Here is a 17,399-nt window from a genome sequence, read left to right as displayed (position 1 = left end):
TGGCCTATGCCAAATTTCCTTAAAAATAGGCTTTTTATTTATCATTAAAAAATATAATGGACGTACACGCTGTGGCTTGATCACGATATAAATGTGAAAAATAACTGATAAAGTGAATATCGTAAAAACTTTGTTTAGCGTAAAATCGCAGCTGATAAATTCTCTCAATTTAGAGGTCACTCTTGGAATCATTTTGGATTTTGGGCTCGATTGCCTTTGCATTAATGTTAGGCGCAATGAGCCCTGGACCGACGTCGATTTATGTAGCAAAAAATTCGATTGCGATTTCTCGAAAGCATGGACTCTTTACCGCATTGGGAACTGGAACAGGCGCAGCTGTTTTTGGTCTGTTGGCTGTACTTGGTTTACAAGCCTTTTTGTTGGCAGTGCCGTCAGCGTATTTGGCCTTAAAAATTTGTGGTGGGATCTATTTGCTTTGGCTCGCGTTTAAAATTATTAAACATGCCAAAGAGCCGATTGAGGCAGATCATTCCAGCTCAAAAGCAATGACTTTACGCCGTGCCTTTATGACTGGTTTAATTACTCAGCTCTCCAACCCTAAAATTGCGATTGTTTTAGCCAGTATTTTTACTGCACTTTTACCCAAAGAAATCCCAACCTATTACTATTTTGTACTACCTATCCTGTGTTTCTTTATTGATGCGGGTTGGTGTTCGTTGGTTGCAGTGGCATTGTCTGCTGAAAAGCCGCGCCGTGTGTATTTGAAGTTTAAAGCCGTATTTGACCGCGCAGCAGGGGCCGTAATGACGGTGTTGGGTTTGAAACTTATTTTTGGCATGAAGTGATAAGGTTTACAACAACAAAACTGGATTTTGTATAGGTAACGAAAAGCTAAATGGTTATAATCCCATTGATTTTTTAATGATTTTTAAATTAAAGATTTGAGGGATAAATTTTGAATAAATCTATATTTTTGGCCGTTTTGAGTGGCTTAGCATTATCTGCATGTTCAACAACAGAAACGTCAAAAACAATTCAATCACCGCAAGTAACAGCGGCAGTGGCGACCGTTAAATACGCTGGCACTAAAACGCCTGTTTCTGTAGGGAAATTTGACAACCGCTCAAGCTACATGCGTGGCATTTTCTCAGACAATGTTGATCGTTTAGGTGGTCAGGCGAAAACCATTTTAGAAACGCATTTACAGCAATCGGGCTATTTCTCTGTCCTAAACCGTGACAACCTTGCTGAATTACAACAAGAAGCAGGCTTTACTAAATCCTCTCAAGCCATCAAAGGCGCACGTTATGTATTAACGGGCGACGTGTCTGAATTTGGCCGTAAAGAAGTTGGTGATCACCAGCTATTTGGCATATTGGGGCGTGGTAAAACCCAAATTGCTTATGCCAAAGTGAACTTAAACATTGTAGATGTCAAAACAGCAGAAATTGTTCACTCTGTGCAAGGCGCAGGCGAGTATGCACTCAGTGAACGTGAAATCTTAGGTTTTGGTTCTACCGCTTCTTATGACTCAACTTTAAACGGCAAAGTTTTAGATTTGGCTGTACGCGAAGCGGTTAATAATTTGGTGTTGGATATTCAAACCAATAAGTGGTCTGCGCAGTAACTGGTTTGAATCAATGAAAAAAATCGTATTGGTTTTAGGTGCAATCTGCACCATGACTTTGGTGGGCTGTGTTTCAGCGCCAAAATCGTTATATAGCTGGGGCGAATACCCGCAGCAAACCTATTTGATGTTGAGTCTGCCAGAAAAGACTTCTCCACAAGAACAGATTGGCAAACTTGAAAAAGATATTGAAAAAGCCAAAGCTAAAAATGCAGCAGTGCCTCCGGGATTGTATGCACATTTGGGTTTGTTGAATTTGAATATCAATAACGGGCCACGTGCTGTTCAGTATTTTGAACTTGAACGTCAAACCTACCCAGAGTCGGCAGTATTAATGGATCGTCTTTTGAAAAAAATGACAGCCCAGTCTGCGGCAGGGAGTGTGAAGTGAAACATTTCAAAAAATTATGCGTACTTGGCCTTGCTGTGACACTCTTCACAGGTTGTGCTACGACACCAAAAAGCAATCTTGACCTATCTGCTTATCATGCCAATATGCCAAAATCCATTTTGGTGTTGCCACCTGTGAATGAGACACCCGATACACGGGCAACTTATGGGTATTGGTCTACCGTGACTTTACCTGTAGCAGAAGCGGGCTATTACGTGTTCCCCATTTCTGTGGTCGATACGCTATTTAAAGAAAACGGCGTAACCAATGGCTATGATGCGCAGCAAATTCCAATTCAGAAACTCAATGACATTTTTGGAGCGGATGCCGCACTGTATGTCAAAGTTAAAGAATATGGTTCTAAGTATCAGGTGATTCAATCCGTTTCGACCGTTGCGGTAGAGGCGAAATTGGTTGATTTAAAAACCGGAACATTATTATGGGAAGGTCAGGAAAAAATCCAACAAGCCAATAATAATAGCAACGCAGGTCTGGTCGGAATGTTAGTGGGTGCTTTGATTGACCAAATTTCCAATCACTTATCGGACAAAGCCTATGTACTGTCTAACAGTGTGAGTACGCAGTTGTATGCTCCACAGTTGATGCAGCAAAAAGGGTTGCTATATGGACCTCGCTCTCCGCATTTTGTACAAAACTCGATAAGTCCACAGCAGTAAAAAAAATCCCCTCAAATGAGGGGATTTTTATGATTTAACAAGCTTCTATTTGGATGAAGAGCCTTTTAACTCTCAGCAAAAAAAGAGACGATTTTCGTATAAATTAATCCTTAAAATGCACAGGAATCCATTGATAGCTTTTCCCATCTGCTGAATAGATATGTCCAATAGCAGGGAATGGCAAGTGTGGTGCTGCAATGGTTTGCCCGCCTTTTGCATATTCAGCAAATTGCTTTAAGCGGGTTTGCACTGCTTTTTTCGGGTCGATGTCATAATCAATAGCGGTTTCTGGCTTGTCGAATTGCACAGTATGAGAGTGCACAATGTCACCAATAAATACCACCGTTTCATCTTTGGTTTTTAACTCATAGCTAAAATGTCCGGGTGTATGCCCCGCGGTATTAATCACTTTAAAGCCCTGAACCTGATCGCCCAATTGATACGTTTTGAAGCGTTGTTTGGCTTGATAGGGCGCAATGGCTTGTTTAATTTTTTCAACAGTTCCTAAGTAGCCCGCTTGTTTTTCTTTCGGGAGCTTTTCGACCTGTTTCGGGTTTAGCCAATAGTTCGCTTCATCGCTCGAAACATAAACTGTTGCATTTGGAAAGTTTGCCACGTCATTTTGGCTAATACCACACACATGGTCTGGGTGTAGATGCGTCAGTAAGATGGTATCGACTTGCTCTGGTTGATAGCCTGATTCTTTTAAATTGCTTAACACTGAACCCAAATGTGCGCCAAAACAGCTCGCAGCGCCGCTATCCACTAAAACCAGAGAATGACCTGTATTCACAAGGAAGGCATTGACAGAGGTTGGAACGCCTTTGGCTTGGTCGGCAGCGTATTTCTTTAATATTTCATGCACATCTTTTTCTGGAATGTTTTGAAAGAGTTTAGGCGACATGAAATTGGTGCCATCGAGCAGGGCCGTGATTTGTACATCACCCGCTTGGTATTGATAATAGCCAGCGACTTGTTTTTGTTGGGGGATTGGGGCAGGTGGGGAAAGGGCGAAGGTTGATGAAAATGCAGTAGCTAATAAGCCTAGAACGGTGAGTTTAGATTTCAATTTTTTCATAGGAATTCTTATAGATTTGATAGTGATATGTTTGTTCTAGCATAAGCTTGGTATAGTGACTAGATGAACGTTATAAAAATTAAAATGGTAACTTTTGAATGACGATACTACAAAATGCAATTGACTCAATTCAGCTTGGAATAGAAGACTATGAGTTAATTAAAGAAAATCCGAAAAGATTAATTTCCTGTACAAGAAATCTATTTTCAGGGATTTTGTTACTTTTTAAATATTATCTATACACAGTTAACCCAGATTTAATTTATATACCTTTAAAATCAAAAGAAAAGGGAAGGAAAAAAACATTAGACTTTAAGCAGCTCAAGGATAAATTAGATGAAAGTCAAGTTTTGATAGAATGGGGTGAGTTAGAAAAAATTCAAAAAATTAGAAATGATATTGAGCATAAATATAGCGATGAAAATCCTTTGATAATTTTAGGCTTAGTAGCAGTAAGCTTTAATGTAATAAATGATTTTGTTCGAAAATATTTACAACGAGATCCTATAGAAATTTTTGGTGAAGAAATTTGGTCGATCTTAATAGAAGTAGATCGGGTGTATCAGATTGAAAGGAACCAGTGTATTAATGATTTAGATTCAAATACATACTATAACTTTAAGATTTTAGAGCTTATCAAACAGTCTAATTGTTCAGAATGTGGATTTGATGTCATTAAACCTCTGAAGAACAATACTAATTCCCATCAAATTGAATATAGATGTTTATCTTGCTTTAAAGAAACTGATTATCACGAATTGATTGTCTCCGCTATAGAGCAAGAAGTTGACTATCAACAGAGAAGAGATTCAATGTTTGGAGACTCATTAAACGAAGTATTTTGCACATGTCCATCATGTTGGACGAATGCCTACTCGATAGAAAGTTGTTTTTGTTTTTCATGTCAATATCAGGCAAAACAGATTTGTGATGTATGTGAGTCTAGCTTAACTGGAGATGAAATTAGTTTTCAAAGTAAGTTCTGTAGCGCTTGTCGAAATAGATATGAAAAAGTAATGGCAGAATAGTTTGTTTATTTAATTCCCTTTACCTTTGAATGAGCAAAAGTAACAAAACCCCTTTGTTCACTAGAGGGCACATCCATGTGCCCCCTAGTGAACGGGCGACATCCATGTCGCTGGTCATTTGATTAGATAATGGTTTTCTCATCTTTTTTATTAAAAGAGAGCGTGTAATTAAATTATTCCCTAATGAAAGTTCCTTCTCCCTGAGGGAGAAAGCTAGGATGAGGGGGGAGAAACAGCAAATAATAAAAAAGCCCCTACAACGTAGAGGCTTTTCTTTTAATGATTAAACCTTAAGATACTTTATCGCCAGCTTTAGCGCCAGACTCAGGTGAAATCACCCAAACACCTTCGCCATTGCCCGCAGCTAAAACCATACCGTTAGAAATACCAAAACGCATTTTACGTGGTGCAAGGTTAGCCACCATCACCACCAATTTACCTTTAAGGTCTTGTGGTTGGTAGAACTCACGAATACCGCTAAACACATTACGCGGTTCAGCTTCACCGACATTTAAAGTCAATTGAAGAAGTTTGTCCGAGCCTTCAACGTGAGCTGCATCTAAAACCTCAGCAACACGAAGGTCAACTTTCATAAAGTCTTCAATGCCGATCACTTCTGCCTCGCCAACTTTTGGCTCAGGCTTAGTCGAAGCTTTCTTTTCTTTCTTCTTCTCAACTTTTACAGGTTCAGCCGCAGCCGCTAAAGAGTCTTTAGAAGCATCGACCATTGCAGCAACTGCTTTCGGGTCTACACGTTGCATTAACGGTTGGAACAATGCAATTTCATGATCCACCAATGCCGTTTGAGCAGAAGCAAAGTCAAAGCGGTCTAGTTTTAAGAACTCTTGCACTTGAGCCGCTAAAGTCGGAAGTACAGGCGCAAGGTACACAGCCAATTGACGGAACAGGTTAATCCCGACCGAACATACATCATGTACTTGCTGTTCTTCGCCCTCAACTTTTGCTAAAGCCCAAGGTTTTTTCTCATCGATATATTGGTTGGCTTTATCTGCAAGCGCCATAATTTCACGAATCGCAGCAGAGAACTCACGTGCTTCATAGGCTTTCGCAATTAAATCGCCTGCATCAATAAAGCTTTGTACCAATTCAGGCTCTGCACAAGTTGCACTTAACTTATTATCAAATTTAGTATTGATAAATTTTGCACAGCGACTGGCAATGTTGACCACTTTACCAACCAAATCTGAGTTTACTTTCTGAACGAAATCATCCAAGTTCAGATCAGAGTCTTCAACTTTATCAGACAGTTTAGACGCGAAGTAGTAACGTAAATATTCAGGGTTTAAGTGCTCTAAATAGGTTTCAGCTTTGATGAATGTACCGCGAGACTTCGACATCTTCTGACCGTTTACAGTCAAGAAACCATTGACGAATAAACCTGATGGCGTACGGTAGTTTGCACCTTCAAGCATTGCAGGCCAGAACAGCGCGTGGAAGTAAACGATGTCTTTACCAATGAAGTGATAGACTTCTTTGTCAGAGTCTTTCTTCCAAAAGTCGTCAAAACTTAAATCAGGACGTTTAGCTTTGATATAGTTTTCAAAACTCGACATATAACCAATGGGTGCATCTACCCAAACATAGAAATATTTGTTTGGTGCATCTGGAATTTCAAAACCGAAATACGGTGCATCACGTGAAATATCCCAGTCGGATAGACCCGCTTCAAACCATTCATCCAGTTTGTTGGCAATTGAGACAGGTAAGCGACCTTGGTCACGCGTCCATTTTTGCAAATATTCTGAGAAATTCGGCAGTTTAAAGAAGTAATGATCTGAAGATTTCTCTACAGGCGTCGCACCACTTAAAGTCGATTTCGGGTTTAAAAGTTCGGTTGCATTGTAAGTGGTACCGCAGACTTCACACGCATCACCATATTGATCTTCCGACTTGCATTTCGGGCACGTGCCTTTAATGAAACGATCCGATAAGAACATGCCTTTTTCAGGGTCAAAAAGCTGGTTGACAGGACGGATGGCAATATTGCCTGCTTCGCGGTTTTTCACATAAATTTCAGAAGCACGAACACGGTTTTCATCACTATGCGTTGAATCATAATGATCGAAATGCACGCCAAAACCGTCAAAATCACGGATGTGTTCTTTTTGCACATTGGCAATTTGATCTTCTGGTGAAATACCATTCGCTTCGGCACGTAGCATGATGGCTGTACCGTGAGCATCATCCGCACATACATAAGTCACATCGTGTCCCATTGCACGCATGGCACGAACCCAAATATCTGCTTGGATATAACCGAGTAAGTGTCCCATATGGATGGGACCATTGGCGTATGGTAGGGCGTTAGTGACTAAAATATTACGCACGGATATGACTCTCTCATTCGTATTTTATATAAGGTCAACGATTTTACCTGATGAATGAGGTAATACAAAGCGATGCTTCCTAAAAAGTAGAATAAAAACAAGAGATGATTTAACTTCTACATGTTAGTCTAACTGCAATTTTATTTATTTAATTTAATAGCATAAGGTAAATATGAGCATATTCTTATTGGAGAATGGTCAATTAAATGCCATACATGGAACAACGTTTATCAATGAATCTATTTTAGAGCGTCAGCATTTACAGCAAGCTTTAAAGCAGAATATTAGCGTGATTGCAGCGGATTGCTTAGTTTTAACGGAGGAATATGCAGAATGGGATGCTTCACGTAAACGTATTGATTTATTAGCAATTGATAAACAAGCAAATTTAGTGATCATAGAGTTAAAACGCACCGATACAGGTGATCATATGGAGTTACAGGCCCTTCGTTACGCTTCTATGATTTCTACCATGACTTTTGAGCATGCATTGGATGTATTGGTAGACTATAGAAACAAAAATGGAGAGGAAGGCTTTACAAGAGAAAATGCTAGAGAAACTATTGAGGATTTTATTGAATTAGATGCGATTAATGAAACAAATTTTGGTAATGATGTTCGAATCATTCTAGTTTCTGCTGAGTTTTCTAAAGAACTGACTACATCCGTAATATGGTTGAATGAGAGGGACTTGGATATTACTTGTGTTCGAATGAAACCATACAAATATCAAGATCAAATTTTGATTGATATCCAGCAAGTGTTACCTTTGCCTGAGGCAAAAGATTATCAAATACGAGCTCAAAAGAAAGCTGAAGAAAGAAGAGAAATACAGAAAAATCTAAATAGTAAGGATTATTCTAAATACTTATTTAACGGATTAGAGTTAAATAAAAGAAAACTGGTACTAGAACTAATTAAAACACATATTAAAAATAATAATATTTTATCTCTTGAAGATTTATTGTTTGATTTTCCTCAAGAATTAAGAAAGGGGAGAAAAATGTACAAGCGTTATGATGAAGTGATTCAGACAAATGATAAGAATAGATATTTTTCTGAAGTCGATGAGGTTTTAGATTTGACTGATGGAAAATTTGTTATTTCAAATCAATGGGGTGCAGGAAATATTCAGGCGATTTTAGACCGAGCTGATGAGTTGGGTTATGAGATAGAGATCGTTAGTGACAATGTTTCAGTAATTAAAGAAGTGATTTTTGGAGAGTATCAGATTCAGCAATTATCAAACTTAAGTATTAACATAAGCAAAAATCAAGTGCTGCAATCTGTTGCAAAACCTATATTAAGAGAAATTGCTATTAGAATTAATGTTGATTTAAATAACCTGAAAGGGAATGAAAAAAACACAAGATCATTAGGTTCTGACGTTATTCAGAGAATCTCTCAAATGGAAAAAGAAAGATAGAAAATTAGAAATGGTTATATATCCATTTTGCAATAACAGCGATAATACTTAGATTCAGCCCGTTTTTAAGAGTATGCCGTCCATGATCGATGATGATTTTGATTTCGACCAACCCGTGACCCGAATTCCGCAAAATCCACAAGCGACCAAACTATTGGGCAATCGTCTTTTACAACAAGCTGAACAATATCTTGCTTCAATGGGTAGTCGACCACATGCACAATTGGTCGAGTCGCTCCGTCAGCTCGAGTCTGAAGATTCGTACTTTGCGGTAATGGCGGATCAACTTGAGTATGAAAGTGATGAACCAATGGCCAATGACGTGCTCAATCTGTTGTTTTTCTGGCAAATGGCCAATGAAAAAGAAGCTGATATGACTAAGTTTCAGTTGCCCAATTTAATCCAAACGGACTATTTCCAAGCGACTTTGCTTGACGCTTACGACGCGATGGATTTGGGTGCATTCCAAGCTCAGCGCCGCAGCGTGATTGAAGAAATCTTAAAACTGTATCAACAGCAGTGTTATGCAGGTTGTATTACGGTTCTTTATGGTCAAATTGAAGGAATTTTGACGGATGCGCTGATTGAACATGGGTATTTAAAGCAAAATCAAACCAAGTTCGTCGATGTGTATAAAATTGTACCGGGTTTGAAAGGCCATGAAGTCAAAAGCCTATGGCATAAAGTTAAAATTGCCAGTGAAATCAATCCGTATTTTCTGAGCCTTGAAGCATTGAAAATGGATGCGAGTTCTAGTGTCACGGCCAGCCGTCATAATATGGTACATGGTGCAGACGTGACCCATTTCACTCAAGCCCGCAGTTTCATTTTGTTTATTTGGCTGTTTGCAGTCATCAGTTTTATCAGTACTTTAAAGCGTTAGTCTCTTCCGTTGAGTGGTACAGGATGGTGTTTAAATTGCTGCATCCTGTACAGCTATTGTTTCCAAATGATGCAAATGACGTCAGCACTTAAAAAGCAAGGTATAACTCTGAGTTAAGCAAAATTTTAAATACGAAAGAGGGCTGTGACATGACGAATGACAATAAACTCGATGATTTAAAAACCAAAGCGACTGAGTTGGGTGAAGACTTGAAGTTGAAAGCGCAAGCGGCAAAACTCGAAGGCGAGAAAGTACTGGAAGATGTTAAGCATCAGGCCACTGAAGCGAAGCTTGATGCTGAAAAGCAGCTGACTGACTTAAAGCAGAACGCAGCAGAAAGTAAAGCCGAAGGTGATGCAGCCTTTGAGCAAAAGTTGGAGTCTGCACAAGCCAAAGCCGAGCATGCGAAACAAGTTGCGCAGGAAAAATTGGATCATTTTAAAGTTGAAGCAGGGCATAAACTGGATGAGGCAAAACTTAAAGCCACAGAGTTAAAGCATGAGGCTGAAATTAAACTGGAAGAATTCAAGGTGCAAGCCACTGAAAAGTTTGACGAGTTGAAAAAGAAAGCCACAGAGACACTGCAAAAGTTTAAAAAAGACGACCAAGCTTAATCCGTCCGAGATGGCGAATGTCGGACTTAAATGTTCGCTAAGACTATGGCGTAGACTGTGTACTGAGTGCAGGGTCTGCGTCCAAGTTAAACCACATGATGCTCTGAATTTGATTGTTTACGGTGCGGATGGTATAACGATAGTTTGCAATTTCATATACATATACCGTCTCAAGTGGGCTATTCGGTGCACTGTTGATTGGGGTAGAGGACATAGAAATGGGCGATAAATCGATTTTTTTCTGCATGTCTTGAACTTGATCACCGATAGTCACCGTTTGACCCGCAGGGGTTTTAAATGAATTGGTTGATGTATCTGCAAAACTAAAGCTAGATATGGTGCAAGCCAAAACAACCACGGCCCAAAGTTTCATTTTTTTCTCCCCAAATCGCGTCAAGATAGAACAATAGAATATAGATATTTTGCTATGCAATAACATCACCTTAATTAGGGAGATTGGATTGTACTTACAATTCTTTACGTTCAAATTTGATGTAATTCACCGATTTTATTTTTTCAGTTAGCTTAAGTGACTAAGCTTCGCCCTTTGATATTCAGCGTATAAAACCAACTAAAAAGCTAGGAATACTAAATTTCATGGCATAATCCATAAATACTGAACTTAACCTAAGTTCGTTTTGTGGTTAAACTATAGCATTCAGCTGAATACTCGAATTTGGAGTACATATATGTCGTGGCTTTCTTCTCTTAAATCAGTTTTTTCTCCTGCGCAGGAGGTAAAGGAAGAAGAAATCCAAACAGTACTGCAAAACTATATCTTGCCCAATTCAAACCATGCGTTGAAAGACCGCATTACTCAAGTGAATGTGCAGGGCAATATTCTGCAAATTACCATCAATACTTTTCCTGCCGAAGCAGATGATTTACAACAGATTCATGATGATTTGGCGGTTGCGCTTGAAGCATGCGGTATCAAAGAATTAAACATGCATGTGATTCAACAAAAAACGGGACATAAAGAAAAGTCAGGTGGCTGTGGACATCAGCATGCTGAAGGTGAGAGCTGTTCAAGCCAAGCAAAAGAGGCTGCACCGAAAAGCAATTTACCCCCAGTGATTGATGCTTCAGGCTCAGCAGCCCAAGTTGCTGCACAACCCGTTGAAACTGATCCTAACAACCCACCCATCCAAAAAGCAGCGCCACAACAACGTGATGTGCCGAAGCATCCGCGTATTCAAAATGTGATTTTGGTGTCCTCGGGCAAGGGGGGCGTTGGCAAATCCACCACCACGGTAAACCTTGCACTTGCTTTGCAAAAGCTAGGCTTAAAAGTTGGGGTCTTAGATGCGGACATTTATGGTCCAAGTATTCCGACCATGTTGGGCAATGCGGGCAAAACGCCGATGATTGAAGCGGAAAATTTTGTACCCTTAGATGCCTATGGTTTGGCAGTGTTATCGATTGGGCATTTAACAGGTGATCACAATACTCCTGTGGCTTGGCGTGGGCCGAAAGCGACAGGGGCATTGATGCAGTTGTTCAATCAAACCTTATGGCCTGACTTAGATGTATTGATGATTGATATGCCACCGGGTACAGGTGATATTCAGTTGACGCTTGCGCAACGTATTCCTGTGACAGGTGCGGTGATTGTAACCACACCGCAAAACGTGGCACTTATGGATGCGACCAAAGGCATTGAGTTATTTAACCGCGTACATATTCCAGTTATGGGTGTTGTGGAAAATATGTCGACCCATATTTGCTCAAATTGTGGATTTGAAGACCAAATTTTTGGTACGGGCGGCGGTGATAAACTGTCTGAGCAATATGCTATTCCGCTGTTGGGACGTTTACCTTTAAATGTACAAATCCGTAAAAATGCGGATACGGGCAAGCCTTCTGTTTTAGTGGAAGACAGTGCAGCAGATAGCTATATGCAGATTGCTGAAAAAATTGCAGCCGCACTGCCTCAGGCTGAAAAAGATCAGACTCGTATTTTCTAAATGAGCCATAAAAAAGCCCAACACATTAAGTTGGGCTTTTTTTTGTTTCTTTTTTAGGAGAGTGAATAGGACTGATTTTGTTTTTTTGCTTGCATAATATTAATGCTGATGGCGATCACCACCATCACAATCCCGATAATATCAGTCACAGTTTCAGGGATAATCATACATAAAGCACCTACACCTAAGAAAATTCGCCAGAACCAGTTCAAACCAACTTTAAAGTAACCTTCAACTGCAGCACCCAGCGCCAAAATACCGACTACTGAGGTAAAGACAATACTCACAATAGTTGTCCATGCAGGAAAAGCAAACTCACGTGCATTGACTGCGACATTGGCTGTATCAATCATCAGCATGGCAGGGTTATAGACAAACAAGAATGGGACAATGAAACCCGCTAAAGAAAGCTTCAAGGCTTGGAAGCCCGTGCGCATAGGGTCGCCCCCTGCAATTCCAGCACCTGCAAAGGCGGCTAAGGCGACAGGGGGAGTAATATTGGCAAAAAGACCAAAGTAGAACACAAACATATGCGCCACCAGGGTTGGAATATCAAAGTTTGCCAAAGCAGGTGCAGCCATAGTCGCGGTAATGATATAGGCTGGAATCGATGGTAGTCCCATACCTAAAATCATCGATGCAATCATGGTAAAGAACAGCGTTAGAAATAGGCTGCCTGCACCGATGCTCATAATTGAGGAGGTCATGACAGAGCCAAAGCTGGTCAGGCTCACCACACCAATAATAATCCCCACCACAGCACAGGCTGCCATGACCGAAAGGGATTGTTTTGCACCATCGACGAGCGCTTCTAATATTTCTTTGAAGCCCATACGGGTCGATTTGCGGAAACTCGCCACAATCACAGTTAAGACAATGGTGTAGACCGCGGCATAACTGACAGGAATGGATTGAAAGAGGAAAAACACCAAAGCCACGATCGGAATAAGCAAGTGTCCTCGTTCCTTAAGGACATCTTTAACCCGTGGTAAATCCGCTTTCGGTACGCCTTTTAAATTGTCTTTACCAGCACGGAAATGAACTTGTGCCATTACACCCAAATAGTAGAGCAAAGCCGGAAGAGTGGCTGCAAGGGCAATGGTGCCATAACTGACACCCGTGGTTTCAGCCATAATGAAGGCACTGGCTCCCATCACAGGGGGTAAAATTTGTCCACCCACCGAGGCACTGGCTTCAACAGCGCCTGCAAAATTTTTGTGGTAGCCAATTTTTTTCATCAGGGGAATAGTGAATGAACCGGTACCCACGACATTGGCCACTGCTGTGCCATTAATGCTGCCCATAAATCCACTGGAAATGACGGCAACTTTTGCAGGACCACCTTGTTTATGTCCTGCAAGCGCCATCGCGAGATCATTAAATAGTTTACCCATACCTGATTTCGCTAGAAAAGCACCAAACAAAATAAACAGGAAAATGAAAGTGACTGAAGCACCGATTGCGGAAGAATAAAGACCTTCGGTTTTTAAATACATTTGCCCGAAAATATCACTAATACTATATGGACGCGTCAATAAACGATCAGGGACCCAGTCATAGTGGCTAAAAAACGGGTAAGACAGAAAGACTAAACCTAAAATAGGCAGCATCCATCCCATGACCCGCCGAGCGCCTTCAACCACCAGCACCACGGCTAAAATGGCAAAAACAATATCTAAGGTGTTTGGAATACCACCACGTGTGGTCATAATGGCTTGATATTCTTTCCAAAGGTATAAAAAGGTTGCTAAAGCGGCTAAGGCAAGTAACCAATCCAACCAAGGGATACTTTGTCGTGAACTGGACTGACGCGCAGGATAAAGTAGAAAGATCAAAACCAAACCAATAGCGACATGGGCGGAACGCTGAATCAGTTCGGGTAGTGGATTAAAGGTAATAAATAAATGAAATAAGGAATAGAAAATAGCAATCGCCGCTATGAACCATGCCACAGATTTGTTGCTTGGGGAACGAGTCACTGACTCACGATCAAATTTTTCTAAAATGGCTTGTTGTTGTTGCTCATCTAATTGTTCAGGGGCAACTTTTTCTTCATTTTGAGTCATCGGCATTCTCCGATCTGCCATGCTTTCCACAAGGGCTGTTGTTGTGCTGTAATTTGCACCAAGGTGTAATCTGGATATTGTTGAAAAATGGGCCAGACGCTCTGGTGAATGATGATACTGCCTTGCATATTCTTGGAAATGATCCAGTTGATTTGATCAATTTGCCGATTAACTTTCATTCTGACCATACCTTCTTTTTGAAAGATGATGGGATAGTCATTCGGTGTGCCTGCACCGAAAGAAATCAGGTCGGTGTAGCGCAATATAAAGTGTTGTTGCTCTCGTTGATAGTTTTCAATCCAACGAGTTTTTTCAACTGAATGTTTCCACTGCAAATTAAATTGTGCTGTTGAAATTCGGCACTGCATTTGAGCAACAGTCACTTCGCTATAGCGCACAGGCAAGAACAACAGCCCGCATAAACTGAGTAGAAAAAGTGCAGTAAACACTGCACTTTTTTTCAGCTTCACTTTTTCGCTGCAAGTTCGTCGTAATAACGCTTAGCCCCAGGGTGTAGCGTAGCAACCACGCCTTTTTGAGCTGTTTCCAGATTAATTTCTGTCGCTGCCTGATGTGAGTTGGCCAACTGTCCTAAACTATCAAAGAAGGTTTTGGTCAGTTTGTAGACATCATCTTCAGAAAGATCGGAACGTACCACTAAAGCATTCATAATGGCCGCAGTTGGAATATCTTCTGCATTGCCATAAGTGCCTTTGGGAATATTTAGAGATAGGAAATAGGTTTGGTTTTTGGCGATTTGTTTCACTTTCTCAGGATCAATCCCGACCAGTTGTAAATCGAAACCTTGTTGCAGTTCCATCAAGGATGAGTTGGGGATACCACTGGTTAAGAATGCAGCGTCAATTTTTCCACTCTTTAAAGCATCCGCGGCTTCTGCATAGCCTAGATAGTCGACCTTCACGTCATTGTAAGTAATACCAAAACCATTTAAGAGGGTGCGCGCATTAACTTCAACGCCTGAGTTTTGAGCACCGACGGCAATACGCTTACCTTTTAAGTCTTCAAGCTTTTTAATGCCTGATTTTTTTGATGCCACAATTTGCACATAGTTGGGATAAAGTGCTGCAATTTGTTGGACATTATCAATTTTCCCACTGGCAAAACTACCTGTGCCATTCAGTGCTTCGGTTAAGCTGTCACTCATGACAAAAGCCATTTCAACTTTTCTCTGTTTGAGTAAGTTAAGATTTTCTACCGATGCGCCTGTGGTTTGGGTTTTTGAATTTACACCGTAGGTTTTATTATAAATTTCAGCCAAACTGGTGCCAATCACGTTATACGGGCCAGATGCGCCACCTGTTGCTATGTTGACAAATTTACTTTGGAGTTTGTCGGATGCTTGTGCACTGGTTTCAGTTTGAGCATCACCTGAAGTCGTGGTTTTATTGTCACTTGAGCATGCTCCTAGACCTGCAAGTGCAATTGAAAGTAGCGTGAGTTGAGTCCATTTTTTCATATACTTTTCCTCATTTTATTATCTTCAAAGCCATTCACTTGGCTCTTTTATCCTTGATTTAGCGTGATCAGATTGATGAATAAAAATACGCATGTTTTAAAAAGTAACTGATTAAAAATCATTTGAATAGTTTTTTTTTCATTAGGCATGTCTATTTGATTTATAAAATCATTGATTTGAAAAAAGAATAAAGCATGTGGCGTCATTTTTATGAATGCTAGATTGGGTAAGGGCCTCATACGTTATTTATGTTAAGTATTGAATGAAAATTAAAAAAACTGTTATCACGGTTCACTAAATTTGATTGCTTTCAGCATGGCAAGTCATTACGCTTATAGTTATATATATGTGGGTCTGTGAATATGGTCACTTGGTTTTTTATTGGTTTAGTGATAACCATTCTTTTAACTCCAGGACCGACCAATACCTTACTTGCCTCTTCGGGTATTCAAGTCGGTATTCGTAAATCATTGCGTCTCATTCCTGCAGAAGCTTTTGGCTATCTCATTTCAATCACGGCATGGGGCTTCCTCATTGGAAAAGTGTCTGTGCACTTGCCTTTATTGCCGACCATTTTAAAATTGTTCAGCGCAAGCTATATCATTTATTTGGCCATCAAATTATGGCGTACAGCCGATGCTGAAGTGAGTTTTAATCAACCGACTATTCGGGCGCGTGAACTGTTTTTGGCAACATTATTGAACCCTAAAGCATTATTGTTTGCTTCAGCCATTTTCCCAACCATTGCGTGGACAAAACTAGATTATTATCTGTCACATATGTCGCTGTTTTTGGTTTTGATTGTTCCAATTGCTTTCTTTTGGACTTTTATCGGGTCAATTTTAGCGAGCAATAAAATTCGTTGGCTGAACCAATCTAACCTGCAAAAAACAGCATCACTGGTTTTGATGAGTTTTTCGATTCCGCTGAGCTATTCTGCGATTTTAAGCTTTTAATTTAGTAATTAAAGACAGAAATTTTGCGAACTTAAACGCGCTTATTTTCATTGAAAGCGATTTCAGTTAAAGTACAACGCAATTATTGAAATTAAGCTTTTTTGGAAAGAATAAATGGCTATTAAGTCCGATCGTTGGATTCGCGAAATGAGCGAAAAACACGGCATGATCGAACCGTATGCAGAAAACCAAGTTCGTTTAGATGAAAATGGTCAAAAACTCATTTCTTATGGCGTGTCGAGCTATGGTTATGACGTTCGTTGTGCACGTGAGTTTAAAGTTTTTACCAATGTTCACTCGGCAATTGTAGATCCAAAAAACTTTGATGATAAAAGTTTTATCGACATTGAAGCTGATGTTTGTATTATTCCGCCGAACTCATTTGCTTTAGCTCGTACCGTTGAGTATTTCCGTATTCCACGTAATGTGTTGACTGTGTGTTTGGGTAAATCGACCTATGCACGTTGCGGTATTATCGTAAACGTCACACCACTTGAGCCTGAGTGGGAAGGTCATGTTACTTTAGAGTTCTCGAATACAACTAATCTTCCTGCACGTATTTATGCAGGTGAGGGTGTTGCACAAATGTTGTTCTTCGAATCTGACGAAGTGTGTGAAACATCGTATAAAGACCGTGGTGGTAAGTACCAAGGTCAAACAGGTGTAACTTTACCAAAGACCTAAGTTTTTGATATTAAAAAAGCGGATCATTGATCCGCTTTTTTTATGTCAATTCATTCATCGGAAAATAAATATTATCGGACAGTTGGTTTTGCATTTGTGTTGAGTTTCAGCATAATCAATTGTGAAATAGAGTGCTTTGGTTGACGCAAATAAAAATTATAGTGCGCAGAGTAAAATGCCAAGCAAAGGATGCAGTACATAAAGATGCGGAGCATC

17 protein-coding genes are annotated in these 17,399 nt (G+C 40.1%); 11 read left to right on the top strand and 6 right to left on the bottom strand.

What is annotated here, in order from left to right; translation table 11 throughout:
- Window positions 1-182 precede the first annotated feature (182 nt).
- From ACFN7Z_RS12305 to ACFN7Z_RS12290, 4 genes are all read left to right on the top strand, one after another.
- Complete coding sequence (locus ACFN7Z_RS12305; protein ID WP_005399945.1) at window positions 183-806, top strand: LysE family translocator; 624 nt, start codon at window positions 183-185, stop codon at window positions 804-806.
- A 110-nt stretch (window positions 807-916) separates the two neighbouring features.
- Window positions 917-1,588, top strand: a complete 672-nt coding sequence (locus ACFN7Z_RS12300; RefSeq protein ID WP_058869141.1) for a CsgG/HfaB family protein — start codon at window positions 917-919, stop codon at window positions 1,586-1,588.
- Between the two features lie 13 nt (window positions 1,589-1,601).
- Window positions 1,602-1,979 (top strand): DUF4810 domain-containing protein, encoded by a 378-nt coding sequence (locus ACFN7Z_RS12295; RefSeq protein ID WP_058952154.1) that lies wholly within the window; start codon window positions 1,602-1,604, stop codon window positions 1,977-1,979.
- Complete coding sequence (locus ACFN7Z_RS12290) at window positions 1,976-2,656, top strand: GNA1162 family protein (protein ID WP_058952153.1); 681 nt, start codon at window positions 1,976-1,978, stop codon at window positions 2,654-2,656. Before ACFN7Z_RS12295 ends, ACFN7Z_RS12290 begins: the two co-directional genes overlap by 4 nt.
- A 103-nt stretch (window positions 2,657-2,759) precedes the next feature.
- Here ACFN7Z_RS12290 and ACFN7Z_RS12285 read toward each other — a convergent pair whose 3' ends face one another.
- Complete coding sequence (locus tag ACFN7Z_RS12285; protein ID WP_058952152.1) at window positions 2,760-3,734, bottom strand: MBL fold metallo-hydrolase; 975 nt, start codon at window positions 3,732-3,734, stop codon at window positions 2,760-2,762.
- A 98-nt stretch (window positions 3,735-3,832) separates the two neighbouring features.
- Between ACFN7Z_RS12285 and ACFN7Z_RS12280 the strand changes: the two genes are divergently transcribed.
- Window positions 3,833-4,762, top strand: a complete 930-nt coding sequence (locus tag ACFN7Z_RS12280; protein ID WP_058952151.1) for a hypothetical protein — start codon at window positions 3,833-3,835, stop codon at window positions 4,760-4,762.
- Window positions 4,763-5,052: 290 nt separating this feature from the next.
- Here the strand turns inward: ACFN7Z_RS12280 and metG are convergent, their stop codons facing one another.
- Window positions 5,053-7,110 (bottom strand): methionine--tRNA ligase, encoded by a 2,058-nt coding sequence (gene metG, locus ACFN7Z_RS12275; RefSeq protein WP_058952150.1) that lies wholly within the window; start codon window positions 7,108-7,110, stop codon window positions 5,053-5,055.
- 172 nt (window positions 7,111-7,282) lie between these two features.
- On the opposite strand from metG, the gene ACFN7Z_RS12270 reads away from it, so the two are divergent.
- From ACFN7Z_RS12270 to ACFN7Z_RS12260, 3 genes are all read left to right on the top strand, one after another.
- Window positions 7,283-8,536 carry a hypothetical protein gene (locus ACFN7Z_RS12270; RefSeq protein WP_081316833.1) on the top strand — a complete coding sequence of 418 codons (1,254 nt, stop codon included), beginning with the start codon at window positions 7,283-7,285 and terminating at the stop codon, window positions 8,534-8,536.
- 82 nt (window positions 8,537-8,618) lie between these two features.
- The gene (locus ACFN7Z_RS12265; RefSeq protein ID WP_058952149.1) at window positions 8,619-9,419 is read left to right on the top strand and encodes a hypothetical protein; all 801 of its coding nucleotides are present in this window, start codon (window positions 8,619-8,621) and stop codon (window positions 9,417-9,419) included.
- A gap of 149 nt (window positions 9,420-9,568) precedes the next feature.
- The gene (locus tag ACFN7Z_RS12260) at window positions 9,569-10,033 is read left to right on the top strand and encodes a hypothetical protein (protein WP_004981189.1); all 465 of its coding nucleotides are present in this window, start codon (window positions 9,569-9,571) and stop codon (window positions 10,031-10,033) included.
- 43 nt (window positions 10,034-10,076) lie between these two features.
- Here ACFN7Z_RS12260 and ACFN7Z_RS12255 read toward each other — a convergent pair whose 3' ends face one another.
- Window positions 10,077-10,406 (bottom strand): hypothetical protein, encoded by a 330-nt coding sequence (locus ACFN7Z_RS12255; protein WP_058952148.1) that lies wholly within the window; start codon window positions 10,404-10,406, stop codon window positions 10,077-10,079.
- Between the two features lie 316 nt (window positions 10,407-10,722).
- Between ACFN7Z_RS12255 and apbC the strand changes: the two genes are divergently transcribed.
- Entirely contained in the window at window positions 10,723-12,000 is a 1,278-nt protein-coding gene (gene apbC / locus ACFN7Z_RS12250; RefSeq protein WP_058952147.1) for an iron-sulfur cluster carrier protein ApbC, read from the top strand.
- A gap of 53 nt (window positions 12,001-12,053) precedes the next feature.
- Here apbC and ACFN7Z_RS12245 read toward each other — a convergent pair whose 3' ends face one another.
- Genes ACFN7Z_RS12245 through ACFN7Z_RS12235 form a run of 3 tightly spaced genes read right to left on the bottom strand, consistent with a single transcriptional unit; the run spans window position 12,054 to window position 15,543 of the window.
- Entirely contained in the window at window positions 12,054-14,066 is a 2,013-nt protein-coding gene (locus ACFN7Z_RS12245) for a TRAP transporter permease (protein ID WP_058952146.1), read from the bottom strand.
- The gene (locus ACFN7Z_RS12240; RefSeq protein WP_058952145.1) at window positions 14,063-14,536 is read right to left on the bottom strand and encodes a DUF1850 domain-containing protein; all 474 of its coding nucleotides are present in this window, start codon (window positions 14,534-14,536) and stop codon (window positions 14,063-14,065) included. The genes ACFN7Z_RS12245 and ACFN7Z_RS12240 overlap by 4 nt, the downstream gene beginning before the upstream one ends.
- Window positions 14,533-15,543 carry a TAXI family TRAP transporter solute-binding subunit gene (locus ACFN7Z_RS12235; RefSeq protein WP_395441852.1) on the bottom strand — a complete coding sequence of 337 codons (1,011 nt, stop codon included), beginning with the start codon at window positions 15,541-15,543 and terminating at the stop codon, window positions 14,533-14,535. The genes ACFN7Z_RS12240 and ACFN7Z_RS12235 overlap by 4 nt, the downstream gene beginning before the upstream one ends.
- Window positions 15,544-15,905: 362 nt before the next feature.
- Here ACFN7Z_RS12235 and ACFN7Z_RS12230 point away from each other — a divergent pair, with 362 nt between their 5' ends.
- A complete protein-coding gene (locus ACFN7Z_RS12230; protein WP_004694517.1) occupies window positions 15,906-16,499 on the top strand; it encodes a LysE family translocator in 594 nt (197 codons plus the stop codon).
- Between the two features lie 114 nt (window positions 16,500-16,613).
- The gene (dcd, locus tag ACFN7Z_RS12225) at window positions 16,614-17,183 is read left to right on the top strand and encodes a dCTP deaminase (protein WP_004694514.1); all 570 of its coding nucleotides are present in this window, start codon (window positions 16,614-16,616) and stop codon (window positions 17,181-17,183) included.
- Window positions 17,184-17,399 lie beyond the last annotated feature (216 nt).

The organism is Acinetobacter sp. P1332 (genome assembly GCF_044057475.1).
In the GTDB taxonomy this organism is placed as follows: Bacteria; Pseudomonadota; Gammaproteobacteria; order Pseudomonadales; family Moraxellaceae; genus Acinetobacter; species Acinetobacter johnsonii.
This window is presented reverse-complemented; position numbering and strand designations above follow the sequence as displayed.